The organism is Amycolatopsis sp. GM8, assembly GCF_021653975.1.
GTDB lineage: Bacteria > Actinomycetota > Actinomycetes > Mycobacteriales > Pseudonocardiaceae > Amycolatopsis_E.
Genome location: NZ_JAJKFK010000004.1, coordinates 866660 through 884275, shown reverse-complemented (window position 1 = coordinate 884275; position 17616 = coordinate 866660). Strand labels below are relative to the sequence as shown.

Annotated in this window: 17 protein-coding genes and 1 tRNA gene; 15 read left to right on the top strand and 3 right to left on the bottom strand. The window is 68.5% G+C overall.

The window, feature by feature from the left end:
• The first annotated feature begins 18 nt into the window (after nucleotides 1–18).
• The 5 genes from LOZ83_RS22760 to LOZ83_RS22740 all read left to right on the top strand — a co-directional run bounded on the left by LOZ83_RS22760 (nucleotide 19) and on the right by LOZ83_RS22740 (nucleotide 5420).
• The gene (locus tag LOZ83_RS22760; RefSeq protein ID WP_236793232.1) at nucleotides 19–903 is read left to right on the top strand and encodes a bifunctional DNA primase/polymerase; all 885 of its coding nucleotides are present in this window, start codon (nucleotides 19–21) and stop codon (nucleotides 901–903) included.
• Nucleotides 903–2201 carry a DNA cytosine methyltransferase gene (locus LOZ83_RS22755; protein WP_236793230.1) on the top strand — a complete coding sequence of 433 codons (1299 nt, stop codon included), beginning with the start codon at nucleotides 903–905 and terminating at the stop codon, nucleotides 2199–2201. The genes LOZ83_RS22760 and LOZ83_RS22755 overlap by 1 nt, the downstream gene beginning before the upstream one ends.
• Complete coding sequence (locus LOZ83_RS22750; protein WP_236793228.1) at nucleotides 2201–3577, top strand: DUF3631 domain-containing protein; 1377 nt, start codon at nucleotides 2201–2203, stop codon at nucleotides 3575–3577. The genes LOZ83_RS22755 and LOZ83_RS22750 overlap by 1 nt, the downstream gene beginning before the upstream one ends.
• Before the next feature lie 173 nt (nucleotides 3578–3750).
• Nucleotides 3751–3939 carry an AlpA family transcriptional regulator gene (locus LOZ83_RS22745; RefSeq protein ID WP_236793226.1) on the top strand — a complete coding sequence of 63 codons (189 nt, stop codon included), beginning with the start codon at nucleotides 3751–3753 and terminating at the stop codon, nucleotides 3937–3939.
• Nucleotides 3939–5420: a tyrosine-type recombinase/integrase gene (locus LOZ83_RS22740; protein WP_236793224.1), complete on the top strand. Its 1482-nt coding sequence runs from the start codon at nucleotides 3939–3941 to the stop codon at nucleotides 5418–5420. The genes LOZ83_RS22745 and LOZ83_RS22740 overlap by 1 nt, the downstream gene beginning before the upstream one ends.
• Before the next feature lie 64 nt (nucleotides 5421–5484).
• Here LOZ83_RS22740 and LOZ83_RS22735 read toward each other — a convergent pair.
• Nucleotides 5485–5558: transfer RNA gene (locus LOZ83_RS22735), tRNA-Leu, on the bottom strand.
• 194 nt (nucleotides 5559–5752) lie between these two features.
• Here LOZ83_RS22735 and LOZ83_RS22730 point away from each other — a divergent pair.
• From LOZ83_RS22730 to LOZ83_RS22705, 6 genes are all read left to right on the top strand, one after another.
• Nucleotides 5753–6370 (top strand): ANTAR domain-containing response regulator, encoded by a 618-nt coding sequence (locus LOZ83_RS22730; RefSeq protein WP_236793222.1) that lies wholly within the window; start codon nucleotides 5753–5755, stop codon nucleotides 6368–6370.
• A 272-nt stretch (nucleotides 6371–6642) separates the two neighbouring features.
• On the top strand, nucleotides 6643–7815 hold the full coding sequence (locus LOZ83_RS22725; protein ID WP_236793550.1) for a branched-chain amino acid ABC transporter substrate-binding protein: 1173 nt from the start codon (nucleotides 6643–6645) through the stop codon (nucleotides 7813–7815).
• A gap of 81 nt (nucleotides 7816–7896) precedes the next feature.
• Nucleotides 7897–8904: a branched-chain amino acid ABC transporter permease gene (locus LOZ83_RS22720; protein WP_236793220.1), complete on the top strand. Its 1008-nt coding sequence runs from the start codon at nucleotides 7897–7899 to the stop codon at nucleotides 8902–8904.
• Entirely contained in the window at nucleotides 8901–9971 is a 1071-nt protein-coding gene (locus tag LOZ83_RS22715) for a branched-chain amino acid ABC transporter permease (protein ID WP_236793218.1), read from the top strand. Before LOZ83_RS22720 ends, LOZ83_RS22715 begins: the two co-directional genes overlap by 4 nt.
• A complete protein-coding gene (locus tag LOZ83_RS22710) occupies nucleotides 9968–10885 on the top strand; it encodes an ABC transporter ATP-binding protein (protein WP_236793216.1) in 918 nt (305 codons plus the stop codon). Before LOZ83_RS22715 ends, LOZ83_RS22710 begins: the two co-directional genes overlap by 4 nt.
• Nucleotides 10872–11585: an ABC transporter ATP-binding protein gene (locus LOZ83_RS22705; protein WP_236793214.1), complete on the top strand. Its 714-nt coding sequence runs from the start codon at nucleotides 10872–10874 to the stop codon at nucleotides 11583–11585. Before LOZ83_RS22710 ends, LOZ83_RS22705 begins: the two co-directional genes overlap by 14 nt.
• Before the next feature lie 61 nt (nucleotides 11586–11646).
• On the opposite strand, the gene LOZ83_RS22700 is transcribed toward LOZ83_RS22705, so the two are convergent.
• The gene (locus tag LOZ83_RS22700; RefSeq protein ID WP_236793212.1) at nucleotides 11647–12495 is read right to left on the bottom strand and encodes an SGNH/GDSL hydrolase family protein; all 849 of its coding nucleotides are present in this window, start codon (nucleotides 12493–12495) and stop codon (nucleotides 11647–11649) included.
• A gap of 114 nt (nucleotides 12496–12609) precedes the next feature.
• Complete coding sequence (locus LOZ83_RS22695; protein WP_236793211.1) at nucleotides 12610–13047, bottom strand: hotdog fold thioesterase; 438 nt, start codon at nucleotides 13045–13047, stop codon at nucleotides 12610–12612.
• Nucleotides 13048–13189: 142 nt separating this feature from the next.
• On the opposite strand from LOZ83_RS22695, the gene polA reads away from it, so the two are divergent.
• The 4 genes from polA to LOZ83_RS22675 all read left to right on the top strand — a co-directional run bounded on the left by polA (nucleotide 13190) and on the right by LOZ83_RS22675 (nucleotide 17616).
• Nucleotides 13190–15925: a DNA polymerase I gene (polA, locus tag LOZ83_RS22690; protein ID WP_236793208.1), complete on the top strand. Its 2736-nt coding sequence runs from the start codon at nucleotides 13190–13192 to the stop codon at nucleotides 15923–15925.
• 155 nt (nucleotides 15926–16080) lie between these two features.
• Nucleotides 16081–16425: a helix-turn-helix transcriptional regulator gene (locus tag LOZ83_RS22685; RefSeq protein WP_236793549.1), complete on the top strand. Its 345-nt coding sequence runs from the start codon at nucleotides 16081–16083 to the stop codon at nucleotides 16423–16425.
• Between the two features lie 34 nt (nucleotides 16426–16459).
• Nucleotides 16460–16891: a VOC family protein gene (locus LOZ83_RS22680; protein WP_236793207.1), complete on the top strand. Its 432-nt coding sequence runs from the start codon at nucleotides 16460–16462 to the stop codon at nucleotides 16889–16891.
• 110 nt (nucleotides 16892–17001) lie between these two features.
• Nucleotides 17002–17616 (top strand): hypothetical protein, encoded by a 615-nt coding sequence (locus LOZ83_RS22675; RefSeq protein ID WP_236793558.1) that lies wholly within the window; start codon nucleotides 17002–17004, stop codon nucleotides 17614–17616.

Genomic DNA, 17616 nt, shown 5'->3' with positions numbered 1-17616 from the left:
GAGAGAAGGACTAGACCCATGGATGCCGCTGCTACCTCCGTGCCCGCTGCTGCGCTGCTGGAGTGGGCCCTGTATTTGGCCGCGATGGGGTGGCCGGTGTTCCCGCTCCGCCCGGGCACCAAGCGCCGTCCCGCGGTCAAGGACTGGGAGAACCGCGCCACCACCGATCCCTCCCGTATCCGCCGCTGCTGGTCCGCCGACGCGTGGAACATCGGCCTCGCGACCGGCCCGGCCCGGGTGGTCGTCGTCGACCTCGACACCGACAAGGACGGTCGCGGCCCAGGCGGTGCGCACGCGCTGGCCGCGCTCGCCGAACAGCGCGGCGGCCCGCTCCCCACGACCTACACGGTGAGTACCCCCTCCGGTGGGCAGCACCTCTACTTCCGCGCCCCGGCCGGGGTGTGGCTGCGCAACTCACAAAGCCAGATCGCGTCCTGTGTGGACACCCGCGCCGGGGGCGGATACGTGGTGGCCCCCGGGTCGGTCACCGCCGAGGGTGCGTACGAGCTGATCGACGACACCGACCCCGCGGAGTTGCCCGCCTGGTTGGTCCAAGCCTGCGCCGAACGGCCCGCAACAGCCACCTCAGCGCCCGTCCACATCCGCTCCACCAATCCATCCGCGTACGGGGCGGCGGCGCTACGCGGCGAGTGCGAACGCGTCCGCAAGGCCGCGCCAGGCACCTACAACGAGGTGCTCTCCAGCGCGGCCTACACCATCGGCCGCAAGGTCGGTGCCGGTCTCATCGACCCCGCCACCGCCCGCGCCGAGCTGACCGCCGCGGGAGAGACCCTGATCGGCTCGCAGCACTGGCCACCCACCGCCCGTGAAGTCGCCCGCGTCGTGGACGCCGGGCTCACCAAAGGCGCCAACAACCCCGTACAGCGCAAGGAGGCTGCCTGATGACCGAGCACGTTGTGGAAGGGTTCGCCGGGCCCGGTGGCTGGTCCCAGGGCCTGCGGCAGGCCGGATATCGGGGCCGGGTGACCGCGTTCGAGATCGACGCCGACGCGTGCGCCACCGCCCGTGCCGCCGGGCACGCCCGAACCCAGTCGGATGTGTCCACAGTGGATCTGCAGAGTGTGGGGCCGGTGGATGGGCTGGTGCAGTCGCCGCCGTGCACGTCGTTCTCCCCGGCCGGGAAACGGCTGGGAGAGAAGGACAAACCTGCGGTATTCGCCCGCATGACCGCGTTCGCTCGCGGCCGCCGTCCCCGCGAGGAGACCTGGGCGGATGAGCGGTCGAAGCTGACCGCGGAACCCCTGCGCTACGTGCATGCGCTTCGGCCCCGGTGGGTCGCGCTGGAGCAGGTGCCGCCGGTGTTGCCGCTGTGGGAGCACGCCGCGAGCCTGTTGCGGGAACTCGGGTATCGGGTGTGGTGCGGTGTCCTGGCCGCGGAGTGTTACGGGGTCCCGCAGACCCGCCGCCGGGCGATCCTCATCGCCCGCCGCGACGGGCTCCCGGTCATGCCCCCGGTCGCGACGCATCAGGAGTACCGGGCCGGGCGGGAGGTCGAGACCGAGCCGGACTTGTTCGGGGATCCGTTGCCCCCGCCGGTGTCGATGGCCGATGCGCTCGGGTGGGGCCTGCCCGCACGACCCGCCTGGACCATCACCGCCGGCGGAACCGACACCGGGGGCGCCGAGGTGTTCGGCAACTACGCGGCCCGCCAGCACCTGCACGAAGTCGTCGTGTCCACCGGCAACAACAGCCGTGTCGGGGGAGGCCGCACCGTGCCCTACGAACGGGGTTGCGAGGCGCCCTCACCCACCCTCACCGGCAACGTCGGGGCGTGGGCGCTGCGCTCCAACTACTCAGACGGGGGCGACCTAGGCACGCGCACCATCCGCGAACCGGGAGAACCGGCGACCACGATCACCGGGAAGGTCGGGCACTGGGTGATGCGCAACGGCAGCCAGGACAACGCCTGCGCCCGCGGCCTCGACGAGCCCGCCGGGACCGTGTTCTTCGGGCAGCGCGCCAACACCGTGGAGTTCCACGAAGTCGACGGGCAGGGTCGGCGGCGGGTCACCGTCGCCGAAGCCGGTGTCCTGCAAGGCTTCCCGGCCGACTACCCGTGGCAGGGCGGCAAGTCCGCCCAATACCGGCAGATCGGCGACGCCGTACCGCCACCGCTCGCGGCCGCGATCCTCGCCCCGCTCGTGCACCCCGCCGCGACCACCCGATTGGAGGCAGCCTGATGCACCAACCCGACGCCACCGCCGATACGGTGGCCGCGATCAATGACCTGATCGACGATCCGCCCGGCGCGCCGGGCGCGTGCATCCAGTGCGGCCGGGAGCTGGGTGACTCGCCATCGGACGACTTCTGTACGGAAAACTGCCAGCAGATCTGGCGGGCAGCGAACCGGGTCATCGCCACCGGGCACGAGGTACTCGACCGGGTGCGGGACTTCACCGCGCGGTTCAACGTCTTCCCGTCCGAGCACTGTGCACCCATGCTCGCCCTCTGGTACGCCCACACCCACGCCGCGGACCACTTCTACGTCACACCCCGCCTGATCCTGTCCTCCGTGGAACCCGGATCCGGCAAGACCCGTGTGCTGGAGGTGGCGCAGTTCCTCGTGCGGGCACCGGAAATGACGTTCTCCGCGACCACCGCCGCCCTGTTCCGGATGGTCAACGACGGCCCGATCACCATCCTGTTCGACGAAGTCGACACCATCTTCGGCGGCAAAAGCGGCGGCAACAACGAAGACCTGCGCGGCCTGCTCAACGCCGGATACAAGCGCGGCGCCACCGTCGCCCGCTGCGTCGGCGACGCCAAAGCCATGAAAGTGCAACGGTTCCCCGTGTTCGCCCCCGCCGCTTTGGCGGGCATTGCCGGGAACATGCCCGACACCATCACCACCCGCGCCATCACCATCCACATGAAACGCCGCCGCCACGACGAAGAAGTCGGCGAGTTCTGGGAAGAAGAAGTCGAAGCCGAGGCCGCGCCGCTGCGCGAGGCACTCGCCGGGTGGGTCGGGTCGGTCACGGACAAGGTCAGCCGCGGCCGACCCGTCATGCCGCCCGGCGTGCGGGACCGGGCCGCGGAGATCTGGCGACCCCTGATCGCCATTGCCGACGCCGCCGGCGGGCACTGGCCCGACACCGCCCGCGCCGCCTGCCTGCACTTCGTTGAGGTCGCCAACACTGACCGCAACGGCGGCGGACAACGCCTGCAACTGCTCGCCGACCTACGCGACCTCTACACCACCCGCGACACCGACAAGCTCACCACCGACGACATCCTCGCCGCCCTGCACGAGCTGGACGAATCCCCCTGGGCGGAGTTGGACGGCAAGGCCCTCGACTCCCGGCGCCTGGCCGCATTCCTCAAGCCCTACGGCGTGCTGGCCAAGGACGTCAAGCTCCCCGGCGGGATCGTGCGCCGGGGCTACCGCGCCGACGGCCCCGGTGGACTCGCCGACGCCTGGCAGCGCTACCTGCCTCCTGCCGCTACCTCCGCTACCAGTGCTACCGCCCAGGTCAGCGCGGTAGCGGATCCGGGGGAGGTAGCACATCTCAGTGCTACCTCCGGAGCGTCACCGCCCATCACAGACAGTAGGTAGCACATGTAAGTGCTACCCCCGCCGTATCCGCTACCCCTCTGACCTGCGAAGTAGCACAGGTAGCGCAGGTAGCGGAGGAATCCCGACCGACCACATCCGCTACCCCAGGAGGGCAGAGCCATGACGCGACTCGCCGACCACACCGACCACCGTCGCGAGGAGCACCGCCACCCATGGCCACCACACGCCAGCACCTGACCATCGCCGCACTCTGCGAGGAACTCGAAGTAGCCCGCTCGACCTTCTACGAATGGCGGGCAAAGGGACGCGCGCCGCGCTGTATCAAGCTCCCGAACGGGGAGATCCGAGTCCGCCGAATCGACCTCGAATCGTGGCTCGATTCATGTGAGGAGGTTGCCTGATGGAAAACACCTTCGACGTCCAAATCTGGACTATTCGCGAAAAGGTTGGGAAGCCTCGAAAGGGAGCGCGGATCGGCAAGATTTCCTACACTGTCCGGTGGGTCGTTGAGAAGAAAGTTTGGTCGGATACCTACGCCACGAAGGGACTCGCAGAGTCGTTCCACTCGCAGCTCCTGTCCGCTCAGAAGCGCGGGGAAGCCTTCCGGAAGTCGGACGGTCTGCCGGTCTCAATGGGGCGCGAGGTGAAGAACGAGAGCTGGTTTTCGTTCGCCGTCGAGTATGTGGATAAGAAGTGGACCCGCGCGGCAGCCAAGTCCCGCGCGGGCAACGCCGACGCGCTCGCCACCGTAACCACGGCGATGTTGGCGACCACCCGGGGAAAGCCGGATGACAAGGTGCTGCGGAAAGCGCTCACCGGCTGGGCATTCAACACCAGCCGTCGCAGCACCGCGAAGCCGCGCGAGATCGAAGCCGCGCTGAAATGGCTTGCTGCGAACACGGTGAGCGTTTCCCGGCTCGATGATCTCTCGGCAGTCCGCGCTGTGCTCGACGCGCTCGCGTTGAAGATGGACGGCAAACCGGCCGCCGCGAAGACCGTGGCCCGGAAACGAGCTGTCTTGTATAACGCTTTAGACCTCGCCGTAGAGAAAAAGTTGCTCGGCAAGAACCGGATTCCGGATGTGAAGTGGACGCCGCCGAAGCAGAACCAGGCAATCGACAAACGAGTGGTGATCAACCCGACGCACGCGACGAAGCTTCTCGCGGCTGTCGAGGCGCAGAAGGTCGAGGGGCAACCGCGGCGGTCAGCCGGACCCGGACTCGTGGCCTATTTCGGCGCGATGTACTACGGCGGTCTCCGGCCCGAGGAAGCGGCAATGCTGCGAAAAGGGGATCTCGCGTTGCCGGAGAAGGGTTGGGGCGAGTTGCTGCTTTCGGAATCGGCGCCGATCGCTGGGGCCGCATGGACCGATTCGGGAACTCGACGGGACCGGCGGCAGCTCAAACAGCGGGGGAGGGGAGAGGTGCGGACGGTTCCGTGTCCGCCGCAGTTGACCGAGCTGCTGCACGCGCACTTGGAACGGTTCGGCACCGCGAGCGACGGACGGTTATTCCGGAGCCTGCTCGGAAAGGATCTCGCCGAATCGACTGTGGCGCGCGTGTGGGACAAGGCTCGGAAAGCGGCGCTCACGGACGCCGAGTACGAATCCGTGCTCGGTAAGCGGCCGTACGACCTTCGGCACGCGTGCGTGTCCACGTGGCTCGCGGCTGGCGTGCCCTCTACTCAGGTCGCGGAATGGGCCGGGCATTCCGTCGCGGTGCTGCACCGGATCTACGCGAAGGTGCTGGCGGGGCAGGAGGCCAGCGCCCGTGAGCGCATCGAGCGGGTGCTCGAACTCCCGTCCGGAGCGGAGTCCGGCGAGACCGCGAATAGACCGCAGGCGGCCGACGATGGCCGGACAGAACCGGACACGGCCGGATGACACAAGATCGGCCCCTCACCCTGTTCTTGCTGGTGAGGGGCCGATTCTGGCTAGTGTGGGGGAGTGCCCCCGGTGAGATTCGAACTCACACTGGACGGGTTTTGAATCCGTTGCCTCTGCCAGTTGGGCTACGGGGGCGGCGCCGCCAGACTCTACGCGCCGCCGCCCGGGTCTCGACCAGCGGGGGTAGCCCTCTGTAACGGGCGCTTACCCGGCCTGGCCCGTCCGTGCCACGTGGTGAACACCATCCTCACGTTCTGGATCGTTCCCGGTAGGCTGATGGTTCGCGGTACGCCGCATTCTTGTCCCGTCGAGCACGCAGGAGGACCCCGGTGACCGAACAGGCTGCCGAGGCAGGCGGCGTCGCCACTGAGCCGCAGCGTCGGGTGCTCGTCGCCGAAGACGAAGCACTGATCCGACTCGACCTCGTCGAGATGTTGCGCGAAGAGGGCTACCAGGTGGTGGGGGAGGCGGGCGACGGCGAGGAGGCCATCAAGCTCGCCGCCGAACTCAGGCCCGATCTGGTGATCCTGGACGTCAAGATGCCCAAGCTGGACGGCATCGAGGCGGCCTCGAAGATCACCGGCGACCGGGTCGCCCCGGTCGTCATCCTCACCGCCTTCAGCCAGCGCGACCTGGTCGAGCGCGCCCGCGACGCGGGCACGATGGCCTACCTGGTGAAACCCTTCGCCAAGCGCGACCTCGTACCGGCCATCGAGCTCGCCATCAGCCGGTTCTCCGAGCTGCAGGCACTCGAGGCCGAGGTCGCGGGGCTCACCGACCGGCTGGAGACCCGCAAGGTCATCGACCGCGCCAAAGGCCTGCTGATGAGCCAGCAGGGCCTGACCGAGCCCGACGCGTTCCGCTGGATTCAGCGCACCGCGATGGACCGGCGCACCACGATGAAGGAAGTCGCACAGGCCGTGGTCGAAAGCATCGGCCAGCGCTAGCCCGTTAACCCGCTCGGATGAGCGGTCGCTACAGGTTGTTATCACCCGGTTGTTGCTTTCCGGCAACCGGGTGTAAACCGTGCATAAACACTTGTGACGACCGTCACGATGTGGATACAAGACGGTGAGTATCGCTGTGCAACCCGGCGGTGGACCGCTACGTTTTGCGGCCAGTCAGGTTCCCACGCATTTGGGGACAGCCGCACACCAAATGCGGCAGACCGGGCATTGGGAGGAAACGAGTGTCAAGAGCACGACTCACCGGAGTCATCGTGCTGGCGGCGGTGGCATCGCTCGTCCTGGGCGCCTGCGCGGCGCGGGACGAGGGAAGCTCGTCGGGCAACACCAACAGCTCCGCCGCGGCGCCGTCACAGGCGGCTAACGCGGCGAACCCGGCCGGCGACGGTAAGGCCGTCTGTTCCGGCGTCTCCCTGGCGTACGCGGGCACCATCAACGGGTCGAGCGCGGCGCTGGGACAGAACATCCTGCGCGGCGCCGATCTCGCGGTGAAGCAGCACAACCAGGCCAACCCGGGCTGCCAGGTCACCCTGAAGCAGTTCGACACCGAGGGCAAGCCCGACAAGGCCCCCGGCATCGTCACCCAGGTGATCAGCGAGGCCGACATCATCGGCGTCGTCGGCCTGCCCTTCTCGGGTGAGTCGAAGGCCGCGGGCAACCTGTTCAACCAGGCCGGCCTCGTCACGGTCACCCCGTCGGCCACCAACCCGGCGCTCGCCGACAACGGCTGGAAGACCTTCTTCCGCGGCATGGGCAACGACGCGGTGCAGGGACCGGCCGCGGCGAAGTTCCTCACCGACACCCTCAAGGCCAACAAGGTCTGTGTCATCGAGGACGACTCGGAGTACGGCACCGGCCTGGCCGCCCAGGTCACCCAGGCGCTCGGCTCGAAGGCCAGCTGCACCGACAAGGTGAAGACCGGCCAGACCGACTTCTCCGCCGTGGTCAACAAGATCTCCACGGAGAGCCCGGACGCGGTCTTCTACTCGGGCTACTACCCCGAGGCCGGCCCGTTCGCGCAGCAGCTCAACGACAAGGGTGTCACCGCGAAGTTCGTCGGACCGGACGGCGTGAAGGACCCGGAGTTCGTCAAGGGCGCGGGCGCCGGCGCGAACAACGCCTTCTTCACCTGCCCCTGTGTCCCTGAGGACAACTTCAAGGACTTCACGGCCGCCTTCAAGGCGACCGAGGGCGCGGACCCGGGGACGTACTCGCCCGAGGGCTACGACGTCACGACCATCCTGCTCAAGGGCATCGACTCGGGTATCAAGGACCGGGCCGGGCTGCTGAACTTCGTCAAGAATTACGATGGCCAGGGCCTGACGAAGCACTTCAAGTGGGACGCCAAGGGCGAGCTGTCCGACACGCCGGTGTGGAGCTACCGGGTGGAGAACGGCAAGATCGTCAACAACGGCCAGATCAGCTAGCAGTCATCGACCGACGACGGGCATGCACGCGGCCGACCGCCGCGTGCATGCCCGATCCGTACCCGGGAATAGAGTGAACCCTTGCACCCCGCGATCACCGCTGCCCTGACCCAGACCGACAGCTGGATACAGTTCGACGTCCACGGTCTGGCGAGCCAGTTCTGGAACAACACCGTCGACGGCCTGGCGCAGGGCGGCATCTACGCCCTCATCGCGCTGGGCTACACGCTTGTCTACGGTGTCCTGAAGCTCATCAACTTCGCCCACTCCGAGGTGTTCATCGTCGGCACCTTCGCCACGTGGCTCACCTTCTACGCGCTGGGCTTCAGACCTGGCGCCGACCCGCACCTGTCGACGATCGAAGTGATCGGGTTCCTGCTCCTCGCCGGGATAGCCGCGATGGCGGCGTCCGGTCTGGTCGCGGTCGGCCTGGAACGGGTGGCGTACCGTCCGCTGCGCAACCGGAACGCGCCGCGGCTGGTCTTCCTGATCACCGCGATCGGCGCGTCGTTCGCGATCCAGCAGGCGCTGAAGCTGATCTTCGGGCTGAACCAGCAGCCGCAGATCCGGCTGCTGCAGCCGCAACCGCTGTTCAGGATCTTCGGCGCGGTGGTGACCAATCGCGACATCATCCTGTTCGTGGCCGCGGTGCTGCTGTGGTTCCTGGCGGACTACTTCGTGAACAAGACCCGCCTCGGCCGCGGGATCCGTGCGGTGGCACAGGATCCGGACACCGCGACGCTGATGGGTGTGAACAAGGAACGGGTCATCGTGGTGACGTTCCTCGTCGGCGGCCTGCTGGCCGGCGCGGCGGCGCTGTTCTACATGATGAAGATCCCGCAGGGCGCGATCTACAACGGCGGATTCCTGTTGGGCATCAAGGCTTTCACCGCCGCGGTGCTCGGCGGGATCGGTAACCTGCGCGGCGCGCTGCTGGGCGGTTTCGTGCTCGGGCTGGTGGAGAACTACGGCCAGTCGCTGTTCGGCGGTGAGTGGAAGGACATCGTCGCGTTCGTGGTGCTGATCATCGTGCTGATGTTCCGGCCGACCGGGATTCTCGGCGAGTCGCTGGGGAAGGCACGGGTATGAACATCAGGGAGCGCTGGAACAACCTGTCCCGGCCGGCCCAGTGGGCGTTTCTCATCCCGGTGGTGGTGCTGGTCTACTTCCTGCCGGTGCTGAACCCGCCCATCCTGGCCACCAGCGGCACGGACTTCCCGTCCGCGATGTTCGACGTGGCCCGCTACGCGCTGGTCGCCGTCGGCCTGAACGTCGTGGTCGGGCAGGCGGGCCTGCTGGACCTCGGGTATGTCGGGTTCTTCGCCGTCGGCGCGTATGTCGCGGCGCTGTTCACTTCGCCGAACTCGTCGCTGCACAAACTGCCCTACCTGTGGACGCTGCCGCTGGCGATGGTCGTCACGATGATCTTCGGGATCATCCTCGGCACGCCGACTCTCCGATTACGCGGTGACTATCTCGCCATCGTCACCCTCGGGTTCGGGGAGATCATCCGGCTGCTGGCCGACAACGTGACACCGCTGCGCGGCCAGTCGGGGTTCGAGCGGGTCGGCACGAACAACGCCGGCCAGCCGTTCTTCGAGAACGCGACCCAGTGGTACTGGTTCACCGTCACGATCATCGTCATAGTCCTGTTGCTGGTGGGGAACCTGGAACGGTCGCGCGTCGGCCGGGCCTGGGTCGCGATCCGCGAGGACGAGGACGTCGCGGAGATCATGGGCGTGTCGACGTACAAGTTCAAGATCTGGGCGTTCGTGATCGGCGCCGCGATCGGTGGTCTCTCCGGCGCGCTTTACGCCGGGCGGCTCGGGTTCGTCAACAACCAGTCCTTCGACGTGGTCACCTCGATGCTGTTCCTCGCCGCGGTCGTGCTCGGCGGCGCGGGCAACAAGGTCGGGGTGCTGCTCGGCGCGGTCGTCGTGGCGTACCTGCCGCTGCGGTTCGTGCAGATCGCCGACTACAACTACCTGATCTTCGGGATCGCCCTGATCGTCCTGATGATCTTCCGCCCGCAGGGTCTGCTCGGCGCCCGCCAGCGCCTGCTCGCCAAGGGCCGGCAGGCGTACCAGCACCTGATCGGCCGCGGGGAGCAGGTCAGCGGGGAGAGCGCACTGGCCGAGCCGGGAGGCAACCAATGACCGAGCCGAACGAGCAGACCACGGAGCTGGGCGGCATCGTCGGCGAGGTCGCCCACATGTCGGCGGCGCAGCGGGCGGAGCACGAGGCGGAGGTCGCGGACGCGGTAGCGCCGGATCGCGACATCCAGGTCGAGATCGGCGAGACCCTGCTCGAGCTGCGGGACGTGACGTTGCGCTTCGGCGGGCTGACGGCGCTGGACTCGGTGTCGTTCGGGATCCGCCGCGGCGAGATCCTGGGCCTGATCGGGCCGAACGGCGCCGGGAAGACCACCTGCTTCAACGCGATGACCGGGGTGTACCGGCCGACGTCGGGTCAGGTGCTGCTGGAGGACAAGCCGCTGGGCAAGTCCTCCCGGCACAAGATCACGCAGCGCGGTATCGCGCGGACGTTCCAGAACATCCGGTTGTTCGGCGAGATGACGGCGCTGGAGAACGTGGTCGTCGGCGCGGACGCGCGGGCGAAGACGAGCGTGGTCGGCGCGCTGTTGCGGCTGCCGCGGCACCACCACGAGGAGCAGCAGGCGGTCGACCGGGCGATGGCGCTGCTGGAGTTCGTCGGGATCGCCGACCGGGCCGCGGACAAGGCGAAGAACCTGCCCTACGGGTACCAGCGGCGGCTGGAGATCGCGCGGGCGCTGGCGACCGAGCCGAAGCTGCTGTGCCTCGACGAGCCGGCGGCCGGGTTCAACCCGGCGGAGAAAGAGCAGCTGATGGCGCTGATCCGCAAGATCCGCGCCGACGGCTACACGGTCCTGCTCATCGAGCACGACATGAGGCTCGTCATGGGCGTCACCGACCGGATCGTGGTGCTGGAGTTCGGGAAGAAGATCGCCGAGGGGCTGCCTGCCGAGATCCGGGAGAACCCCGCGGTGATCGCCGCGTATCTGGGGGTGCCTGACGATGACGTTGCTTGAGCTGTCCGGGATTTCCGTGCACTACGGCCGGATCCAGGCGGTGTCGGAGCTGTCCATCACCGTCGGCGAAGGCGAGATCGTCGCGCTGATCGGCGCGAACGGGGCGGGCAAGTCCACCACGATGCGGGCGATCTCCGGGATCCGCCCGCTGTCGGCGGGCTCGATCACGTTCGCCGGCGAGGACATCACGAAGCTGCGCGCCGATTTGCGGGTGGTGCGCGGGATCTCCCAGGTGCCCGAAGGCCGCGGGGTGTTCCCCGGCATGACGGTGGCGGAGAACCTCGACATGGGCGCGTATGCGCGCAAGGACCGCAAGAACCTCGGTCCGGATCTGGAGCGGGTGTACGAGCTGTTCCCGCGGTTGAAGGAGCGGCGTTCGCAGCACGGCGGCACCCTGTCGGGTGGTGAGCAGCAGATGCTCGCGATCGGGCGGGCGCTGATGGCGAAGCCGAAGCTGCTGTTGCTGGACGAGCCGTCGATGGGGCTCGCGCCGCAGTTCATCGCGCAGATCTTCCGCATCATCACCGAGATCAACCAGCAGGGCACCACGGTGCTGCTCGTCGAGCAGAACGCCCAGCAGGCCCTCTCCCGCGCGCACCGCGCGTACGTGCTCGAGACCGGGCGCATCACGCGGCAGGGTGGCGGCAAGGAACTGCTGGCGGACAACTCCATCAAGGAGGCGTACCTCGGCGTCGCGTGACCCGGCGTGAAACGGACCCCCTCGCCACGTGGGCGAGGGGGTCCTTTCGTTGGTGGGCTTCTCAGGAACGCGCGGTGACCCCCGCGACCCCGAACGCGGTTTCCACCAGGGAAGCCGCCGCGGCCATGCCGGCCTCGTTCGGGTGGTACGAACTGCGGCCGGGGGGTGCGGTGTACTTCTCCACCCATGGGGCGGCCGCGCAGGAGTCGTGGCCTTGGCTCGCGTCCGCGAGCTGGACGACCGTGGAGCCGGTGTTCGTCGCGGCGGCGCGGGTGAAGTCGGAGAGCCGGGTCGCGATGCTGCGCTCGAACACCAGCTGGTCGCCGGTGAGGGGGACGCCGTTGCAGGCCCCGCCGGGCGGGACGATGGTGAAGTACTCCACGAAGATCATCTTCGCTTGCGGGGCACGCTGGTGAACGGCGTTGGCGACGTTCTCGAGGCGGCGCCGCAGGTCGTCGAAGTTCGCGTTGATCGCGCCCTGGTCGACGGTGCCGCAGTTGGTGCCGCCGCTGTTCTGACAGGAGTAGGTGTCCAGGCTGCCGAGATAGTTGACGTCGTTACCGCCGATGGTCGCGGTGACGACCCTGGTGTCGGCGCCGACGGCCTGGATCTGCGGCGGCTGCCCGGCCTGCGCGGTGTCGAGCACGTTGGCGGTGGTGGCGCCGCTGCAGCTGACGTCGGTGAGCGGCAGCCCGAGCCGCGCGGCGACGAGGCTGGGGTAGTTGTGGTCGGAACGCGCGCACGCCGGCGGACTGCCCGGTTGCGCGGAGGGGATCCCGGGCCCGGCCGCGAAGGAACTCCCCATCGCGACGTACTGAGTGCCGGCCGCCTCCGCGGTCGGCACGACGACGGCACCCGCCGCGAGCAACGCCAGCAACGACACCAGAACACCACGACGACGGGGCGACACGGGACCTCCTACGACGGAATGGTCTAGACCGGCATGGTCAGTGACTCAGTTTCAGTCGTAGGTGGGACCGGGTCAAGAAATGACACAACTCCTGTCCGGTGCGGGCCGGTGCCGTCAGTCCTTCGGCAGGCCCCGGACGATGCAGCTCAGCCGGGCGGTGCAGGTGCGGCGGCCGGACTCGTCGGTCAGCACGATCTCCGCGGTGATCGTGCCGCGGCCGACGTGCACCGGCACCGCCGTCCCGGTGACGATGCCGTCGCGGACACCGCGGTGGTGCGTGCAGGACAGCTCGAAGCCCAGCGTCATCTTGTCCGGACCGGCGTTGAGCGCGGCCACGGTCGAGCCCAGCGCCTCGGCCAGCACCGCGTTCGCCCCGCCGTGCAGCAGCCCGTACGGCTGGCGGTTGCCGTCCACCGGCATCGTGCCGACCACCCGCTCCGGGCTCAGTTCGACGAGGGTCAGCCCGATCTTGGCGTTGAGCTGCTGCTCAGCGGACGTCTGGTCGACTCCGGTGAACTGGGCGAGGACTTCCTCCGACACCTGTTCGGTCACGCACGGCTCCTCTGTGTCTTGCGGGGGATCCCGCACCCCGTCGGTCCTCCTGCGCGAAGGCTCCTCCGTCGCGCTCGCTGAGTGCGGGCCTAAAGCGATACGACAGGCGAGACTGTCAGACCCTCACCCTAGACTCGCTCCCGTGAGCACCAGGCAGAACCAATCCGTAGCGAACGCCACAGCGACACTGGCGCCGGGCGACCGGCCCCGGCTGTTGCTGATCGACGGCCATTCGATGGCCTACCGCGCGTTTTTCGCGCTGCCCGCGGAGAACTTCAAGACGAAGACCGGGCAGACCACCAACGCCGTCTTCGGGTTCACCTCGATGCTCATCAACCTCCTGCGCGACGAGCACCCCACGCACCTGGCGGTGGCGTTCGACGTCTCGCGGCAGACGTTCCGCTCCGAGCGGTACACCGAGTACAAGGCAGGCCGCTCCGAGACACCGAACGAGTTCCGCGGCCAGGTCGACCTCGTCAAGGAAGTGCTCGGCGTGCTCGGCGTGCCGACGATGGAGAAAGAGGGCTTCGAGGCCGACGACATCATCGCCACGCTCACCACGCAGGCGGTCGAAGAGAGCTTCGACGTGCTGATCTGTACCGGTGACCGGGACGCGCTGCAGCTGGTCAACGACTCCGTCACGGTGCTCTACCCGCGCAAGGGGGTGTCCGACCTGGTCCGCTACGACCCGGCCGGGGTCACCGAGAAGTACGGCCTGAGCCCCGAGCAGTACCCGGACTTCGCGGCGCTGCGCGGCGACCCGTCGGACAACCTGCCGGGCATCCCCGGGGTGGGGGAGAAGACGGCTACCAAGTGGATCCAGCAGTTCGGCTCGCTCAACACCCTGATCGACCGCGTCGACGAGGTGAAGGGCAAGGTCGGCGACGCGCTGCGGGCCCACCTGTCGTCGGTGACGCTCAACCGTGAACTCACCGAGCTGGTCCGTACGGTCCCGCTCGACGTCACGCCGGAGGACCTCGGCCTGCGCGCGTGGGACCGCGAGGCGGTGCACCACCTGTTCGACGAGCTGGAGTTCCGCGTGCTGCGGGACAGGCTGTTCGCGACCCTGCAGAGCGCCGAACCCGAGGCCGAGCAGGGTTTCGAGGTCGACGGCGCGGCGCTGCCGACCGGCGGGCTCGCGGCCTGGCTCGCCGAGCATGCCGAACCCGGCACACCGACCGGTTTGTCCTTCCGCGTCACCGGTGCCTCGGTGGCGGCGGACGCGCAGTCGATCACGTTCGCGGCCGCCGACGGGCAGGGTGCGTACCTGGATCTGTCCACTTTGGACGAGCAGGACGAGCAGGCGCTCGCGGCCTGGCTCGCCGACCCGAAGATGCGCAAGGTCGGCCACTCGCTGAAGGTCCCGCTGCACGCCGTGCTCGCCCGCGGCTGGACGTGCGCCGGGCTGCACCTGGACACCGCGCTCGCCGCGTACCTCGTCCGGCCGGGCCAGCGCTCCTTCGAGCTGGATGACCTGGCGCTGCGCTACCTGCACCGCGAGCTGCGCTCGGAGGACGACCAGGACGACGGGCAGCTGTCGCTGCTCGACGGCGAGAACGGCGACGAGAAGCTGATCCAGGGCGAGCTGGTCAAGGCGCGCGCGGTGGCGGAACTGGCCGGCGCGCTGAGCACCGAGCTGGACAAGATCGGCGGCACCCGGCTGCTGCAGGAGATCGAGCTGCCGCTGCTGGAGGTCATCACCGAGCTGGAGGCCGCCGGGGTCGCGGTGGACATCGAGCAGCTCACCGAGCTCGAGGAGCACTACGCGAGCCGCGTGCGCCAGGCCGAGGCCGACGCGTTCCGGGTGATCGGCAAGCAGATCAACCTGGGTTCGCCCAAGCAGTTGCAGGTCGTGCTGTTCGACGAGCTGCAGATGCCGAAGACCAAGCGCACCAAGACCGGCTACACCACGGACGCCGACGCGCTGCAGACGCTGTTCGAGAAGACCGAGCACCCGTTCCTGCAGCATCTGCTGGAGCACCGGGACGCGACCCGGCTGCGGGTCACCGTCGAGGGCCTGATCAAGTCGATCGCCGACGACGGGCGCATCCACACCACGTTGCACCAGACCATCGCGGCCACCGGGCGACTGTCCTCTGTGGACCCGAACCTGCAGAACATCCCGATCCGCACGGACGAGGGCCGCCGTATCCGCGACGCGTTCGTCGTCGGCGCGGGCTATGCCGAGCTGATGACCGCGGACTACAGCCAGATCGAGATGCGGATCATGGCGCACCTGTCCGAGGACGCCGCGCTGATCGAGGCGTTCCAGTCGGGTTTCGACTTCCACGCCGCCACCGCGGCCAAGGTGTTCTCGTGCGAACCGGGCGAGGTCACCGGCGCCCAGCGGGCCAAGATCAAGGCGATGAACTACGGCCTGGCGTACGGGCTGTCCGCCTACGGGCTGTCCAACCAGCTGCGCATCACCACCGAAGAGGCGCGCGAGCTGATGGACGACTACTTCGAGCGGTTCGGCGGCGTGCGCGACTACCTGCAGAACATCGTCGTCGAGGCGGCCAAGGTCGGCTACACCGAGACGATCTTCGGCCGCCGCCGGTACCTGCCCGACCTCAACAGCGACAACCGGCAGCGCCGCGAGATGGCCGAGCGGATGGCGCTCAACGCACCGATCCAGGGCAGCGCCGCGGACATCATCAAGGTCGCGATGCTGGGTGTGCAGCGCGCGCTGAAGGAGTCGCGGCTGCGCAGCCGGCTGCTGCTGCAGGTGCACGACGAACTGGTGCTCGAGGTCGCGGACGGCGAGCACGGCGAGGTGGAAGCCTTGGTGCGCAAGCAGATGGGCGCCGCGTCCGAGCTGAACGTGCCGCTGGAGGTCTCGGTCGGCTTCGGCCGCTCCTGGAACGACGCGGCGCATTGATGCCCGCGAGTCCGACGCCCACGACGCCGAGTCCGACGCTCGGGACCGCGAGTCCGACGGTCAGGACGCCGAGTTCGACACTCGTGCGCACCCGGGCGGCGTCGGCGGGCGGTGGCCAGCCGTCCGTCGCGCATCTGCGGCGGGCCAAGGACTGGATGGACGCGCACTACGCCGAGCCGCTCGACATCGAGCGGCTCGCCGCGGTCGCCGGGTGGTCCCGCTACCACTTCATCCGCTGCTTCGCGGCGGCCTACGGCGAGACGCCGAAGGCGTACCTGACGCGGCGCCGGATCGAACGCGCCCAGGATCTGCTGCGCTCGGCGAACCTCACGGTCACCGAGATCTGCCTGGCCGTGGGGTTCACCAGCCTCGGCACGTTCAGCCGCCGCTTCACCGAACTGGCCGGGCAGTCGCCCTCGCAGTACCGGGCGGCGAACGGGGCGCCCGCGGTCCCCGGCTGTTACCTGATGATGTGGACCAGGCCCAGCACTTTCGGATAAGCGCCCGGGCCGCCGCAGCGGTTACGGTCTGGGCATGATCAGACGACTTTCCCACGCGAACATCTACGTCCTGGACCAGGATTCGGCGAAGGCGTTCTACACCGAGAAGCTCGGTTTCGAGGTACGGCAGGATCTGCAGGTCGGCGACTTCCGCTGGCTCACCGTGGGCCCGCCCGGCCAGCCGGACCTGGAATTCATCCTGATGCGGCCGGGCCCGCCGCAGCACGACCCGGAAACCGAAAAGGTCGTGCGCGACCTGATCGCCAAGGGTGCGCTCGGTTCGGGCGTGTGGGCGACCGCCGACTGCCGCAAGACCTTCGAAGAGCTGTCCGCACGCGGTGTCACGTTCCTGCAGGAACCGGCCGAACGGCCGTACGGGGTGGAAGCCGTGTTCCGGGACGATTCCGGTAACTGGTTCAGCCTCACTCAGGCCCACGCGTTCGACGAGTCCAAGGACTGGGGTTAGCCACCTGCTGTCAGCAATTCGCGAAATAGTCGTGTGAATGCTGTGTTTCCAACAGAAAAATGCCCGGATAGCGACCTGCGAACGGGGTGGTCCGGCGGTAGCGTCAGGACATGGCAGGCAGGCGAGCGTTGATTCTGGCGGGCACCGGCATGCTGTCCGAAGTGGCGGAAACACTGGTCCGGGAAGGCTGGCACGTCGTCCTCCCGTCGCGCCGCTACAGTCCGATCGCGGTCCCGGAACCGAAGCAGGGCGTCGCGGCGCTCAAGGCGTTGCGCCCGCGCGGCCACCGGCCGACCAACGGTACCGGCACCGGCGGCGGGCGCAAACCGGGCCGGGCGCTGTGGGTCGAGTCGCACTGGGACCGGCCGCGTGAGCTGGCGAAGAAGGCGGAGGCGGCGCTCGGCGGGCCGGCGGACCTGATGGTGGCGTGGGTGCACGAGCAGTACCGGCGTTCGGTGCTGGGTGCGTGCGAACGGCTGCTGACACCGCACGCGCCGGTCGTGGAGGTGCGTGGCGCGGGCGGGCCGCCGGTCGAACCCGAGCCGCTGCTCACCGCGCACCCGACGCAACTGGTGATGGTCGGCGCGGTGTCCGAGCTCGACAACTCCCGCCCGCTCGCGCATGCCGAGCTGTCCGGCGCGATCCTGTTCGCGGTGAACCGGGCCGTCGAAGGCCGCCCCACCTCGCTGCACCAGGTGGGCCTGTCCCGGCCGCTGGTGCGCTGA

Excerpts from the sequence above, each read along its gene's own strand:
- LOZ83_RS22680 (WP_236793207.1), top strand. The coding sequence starts at position 16,460 with ATGATCAGACGACTTTCCCACGCGAACATCTACGTCCTGGACCAGGAT.
- LOZ83_RS22750 (WP_236793228.1), top strand. The coding sequence starts at position 2,201 with ATGCACCAACCCGACGCCACCGCCGATACGGTGGCCGCGATCAATGAC.
- LOZ83_RS22675 (WP_236793558.1), top strand. The coding sequence starts at position 17,002 with ATGGCAGGCAGGCGAGCGTTGATTCTGGCGGGCACCGGCATGCTGTCC.
- LOZ83_RS22745 (WP_236793226.1), top strand. The coding sequence starts at position 3,751 with ATGGCCACCACACGCCAGCACCTGACCATCGCCGCACTCTGCGAGGAA.
- LOZ83_RS22685 (WP_236793549.1), top strand. The coding sequence starts at position 16,081 with ATGGACGCGCACTACGCCGAGCCGCTCGACATCGAGCGGCTCGCCGCG.
- LOZ83_RS22760 (WP_236793232.1), top strand. The coding sequence starts at position 19 with ATGGATGCCGCTGCTACCTCCGTGCCCGCTGCTGCGCTGCTGGAGTGG.
- LOZ83_RS22705 (WP_236793214.1), top strand. The coding sequence starts at position 10,872 with ATGACGTTGCTTGAGCTGTCCGGGATTTCCGTGCACTACGGCCGGATC.
- LOZ83_RS22715 (WP_236793218.1), top strand. The coding sequence starts at position 8,901 with ATGAACATCAGGGAGCGCTGGAACAACCTGTCCCGGCCGGCCCAGTGG.
- LOZ83_RS22755 (WP_236793230.1), top strand. The coding sequence starts at position 903 with ATGACCGAGCACGTTGTGGAAGGGTTCGCCGGGCCCGGTGGCTGGTCC.
- LOZ83_RS22710 (WP_236793216.1), top strand. The coding sequence starts at position 9,968 with ATGACCGAGCCGAACGAGCAGACCACGGAGCTGGGCGGCATCGTCGGC.
- LOZ83_RS22740 (WP_236793224.1), top strand. The coding sequence starts at position 3,939 with ATGGAAAACACCTTCGACGTCCAAATCTGGACTATTCGCGAAAAGGTT.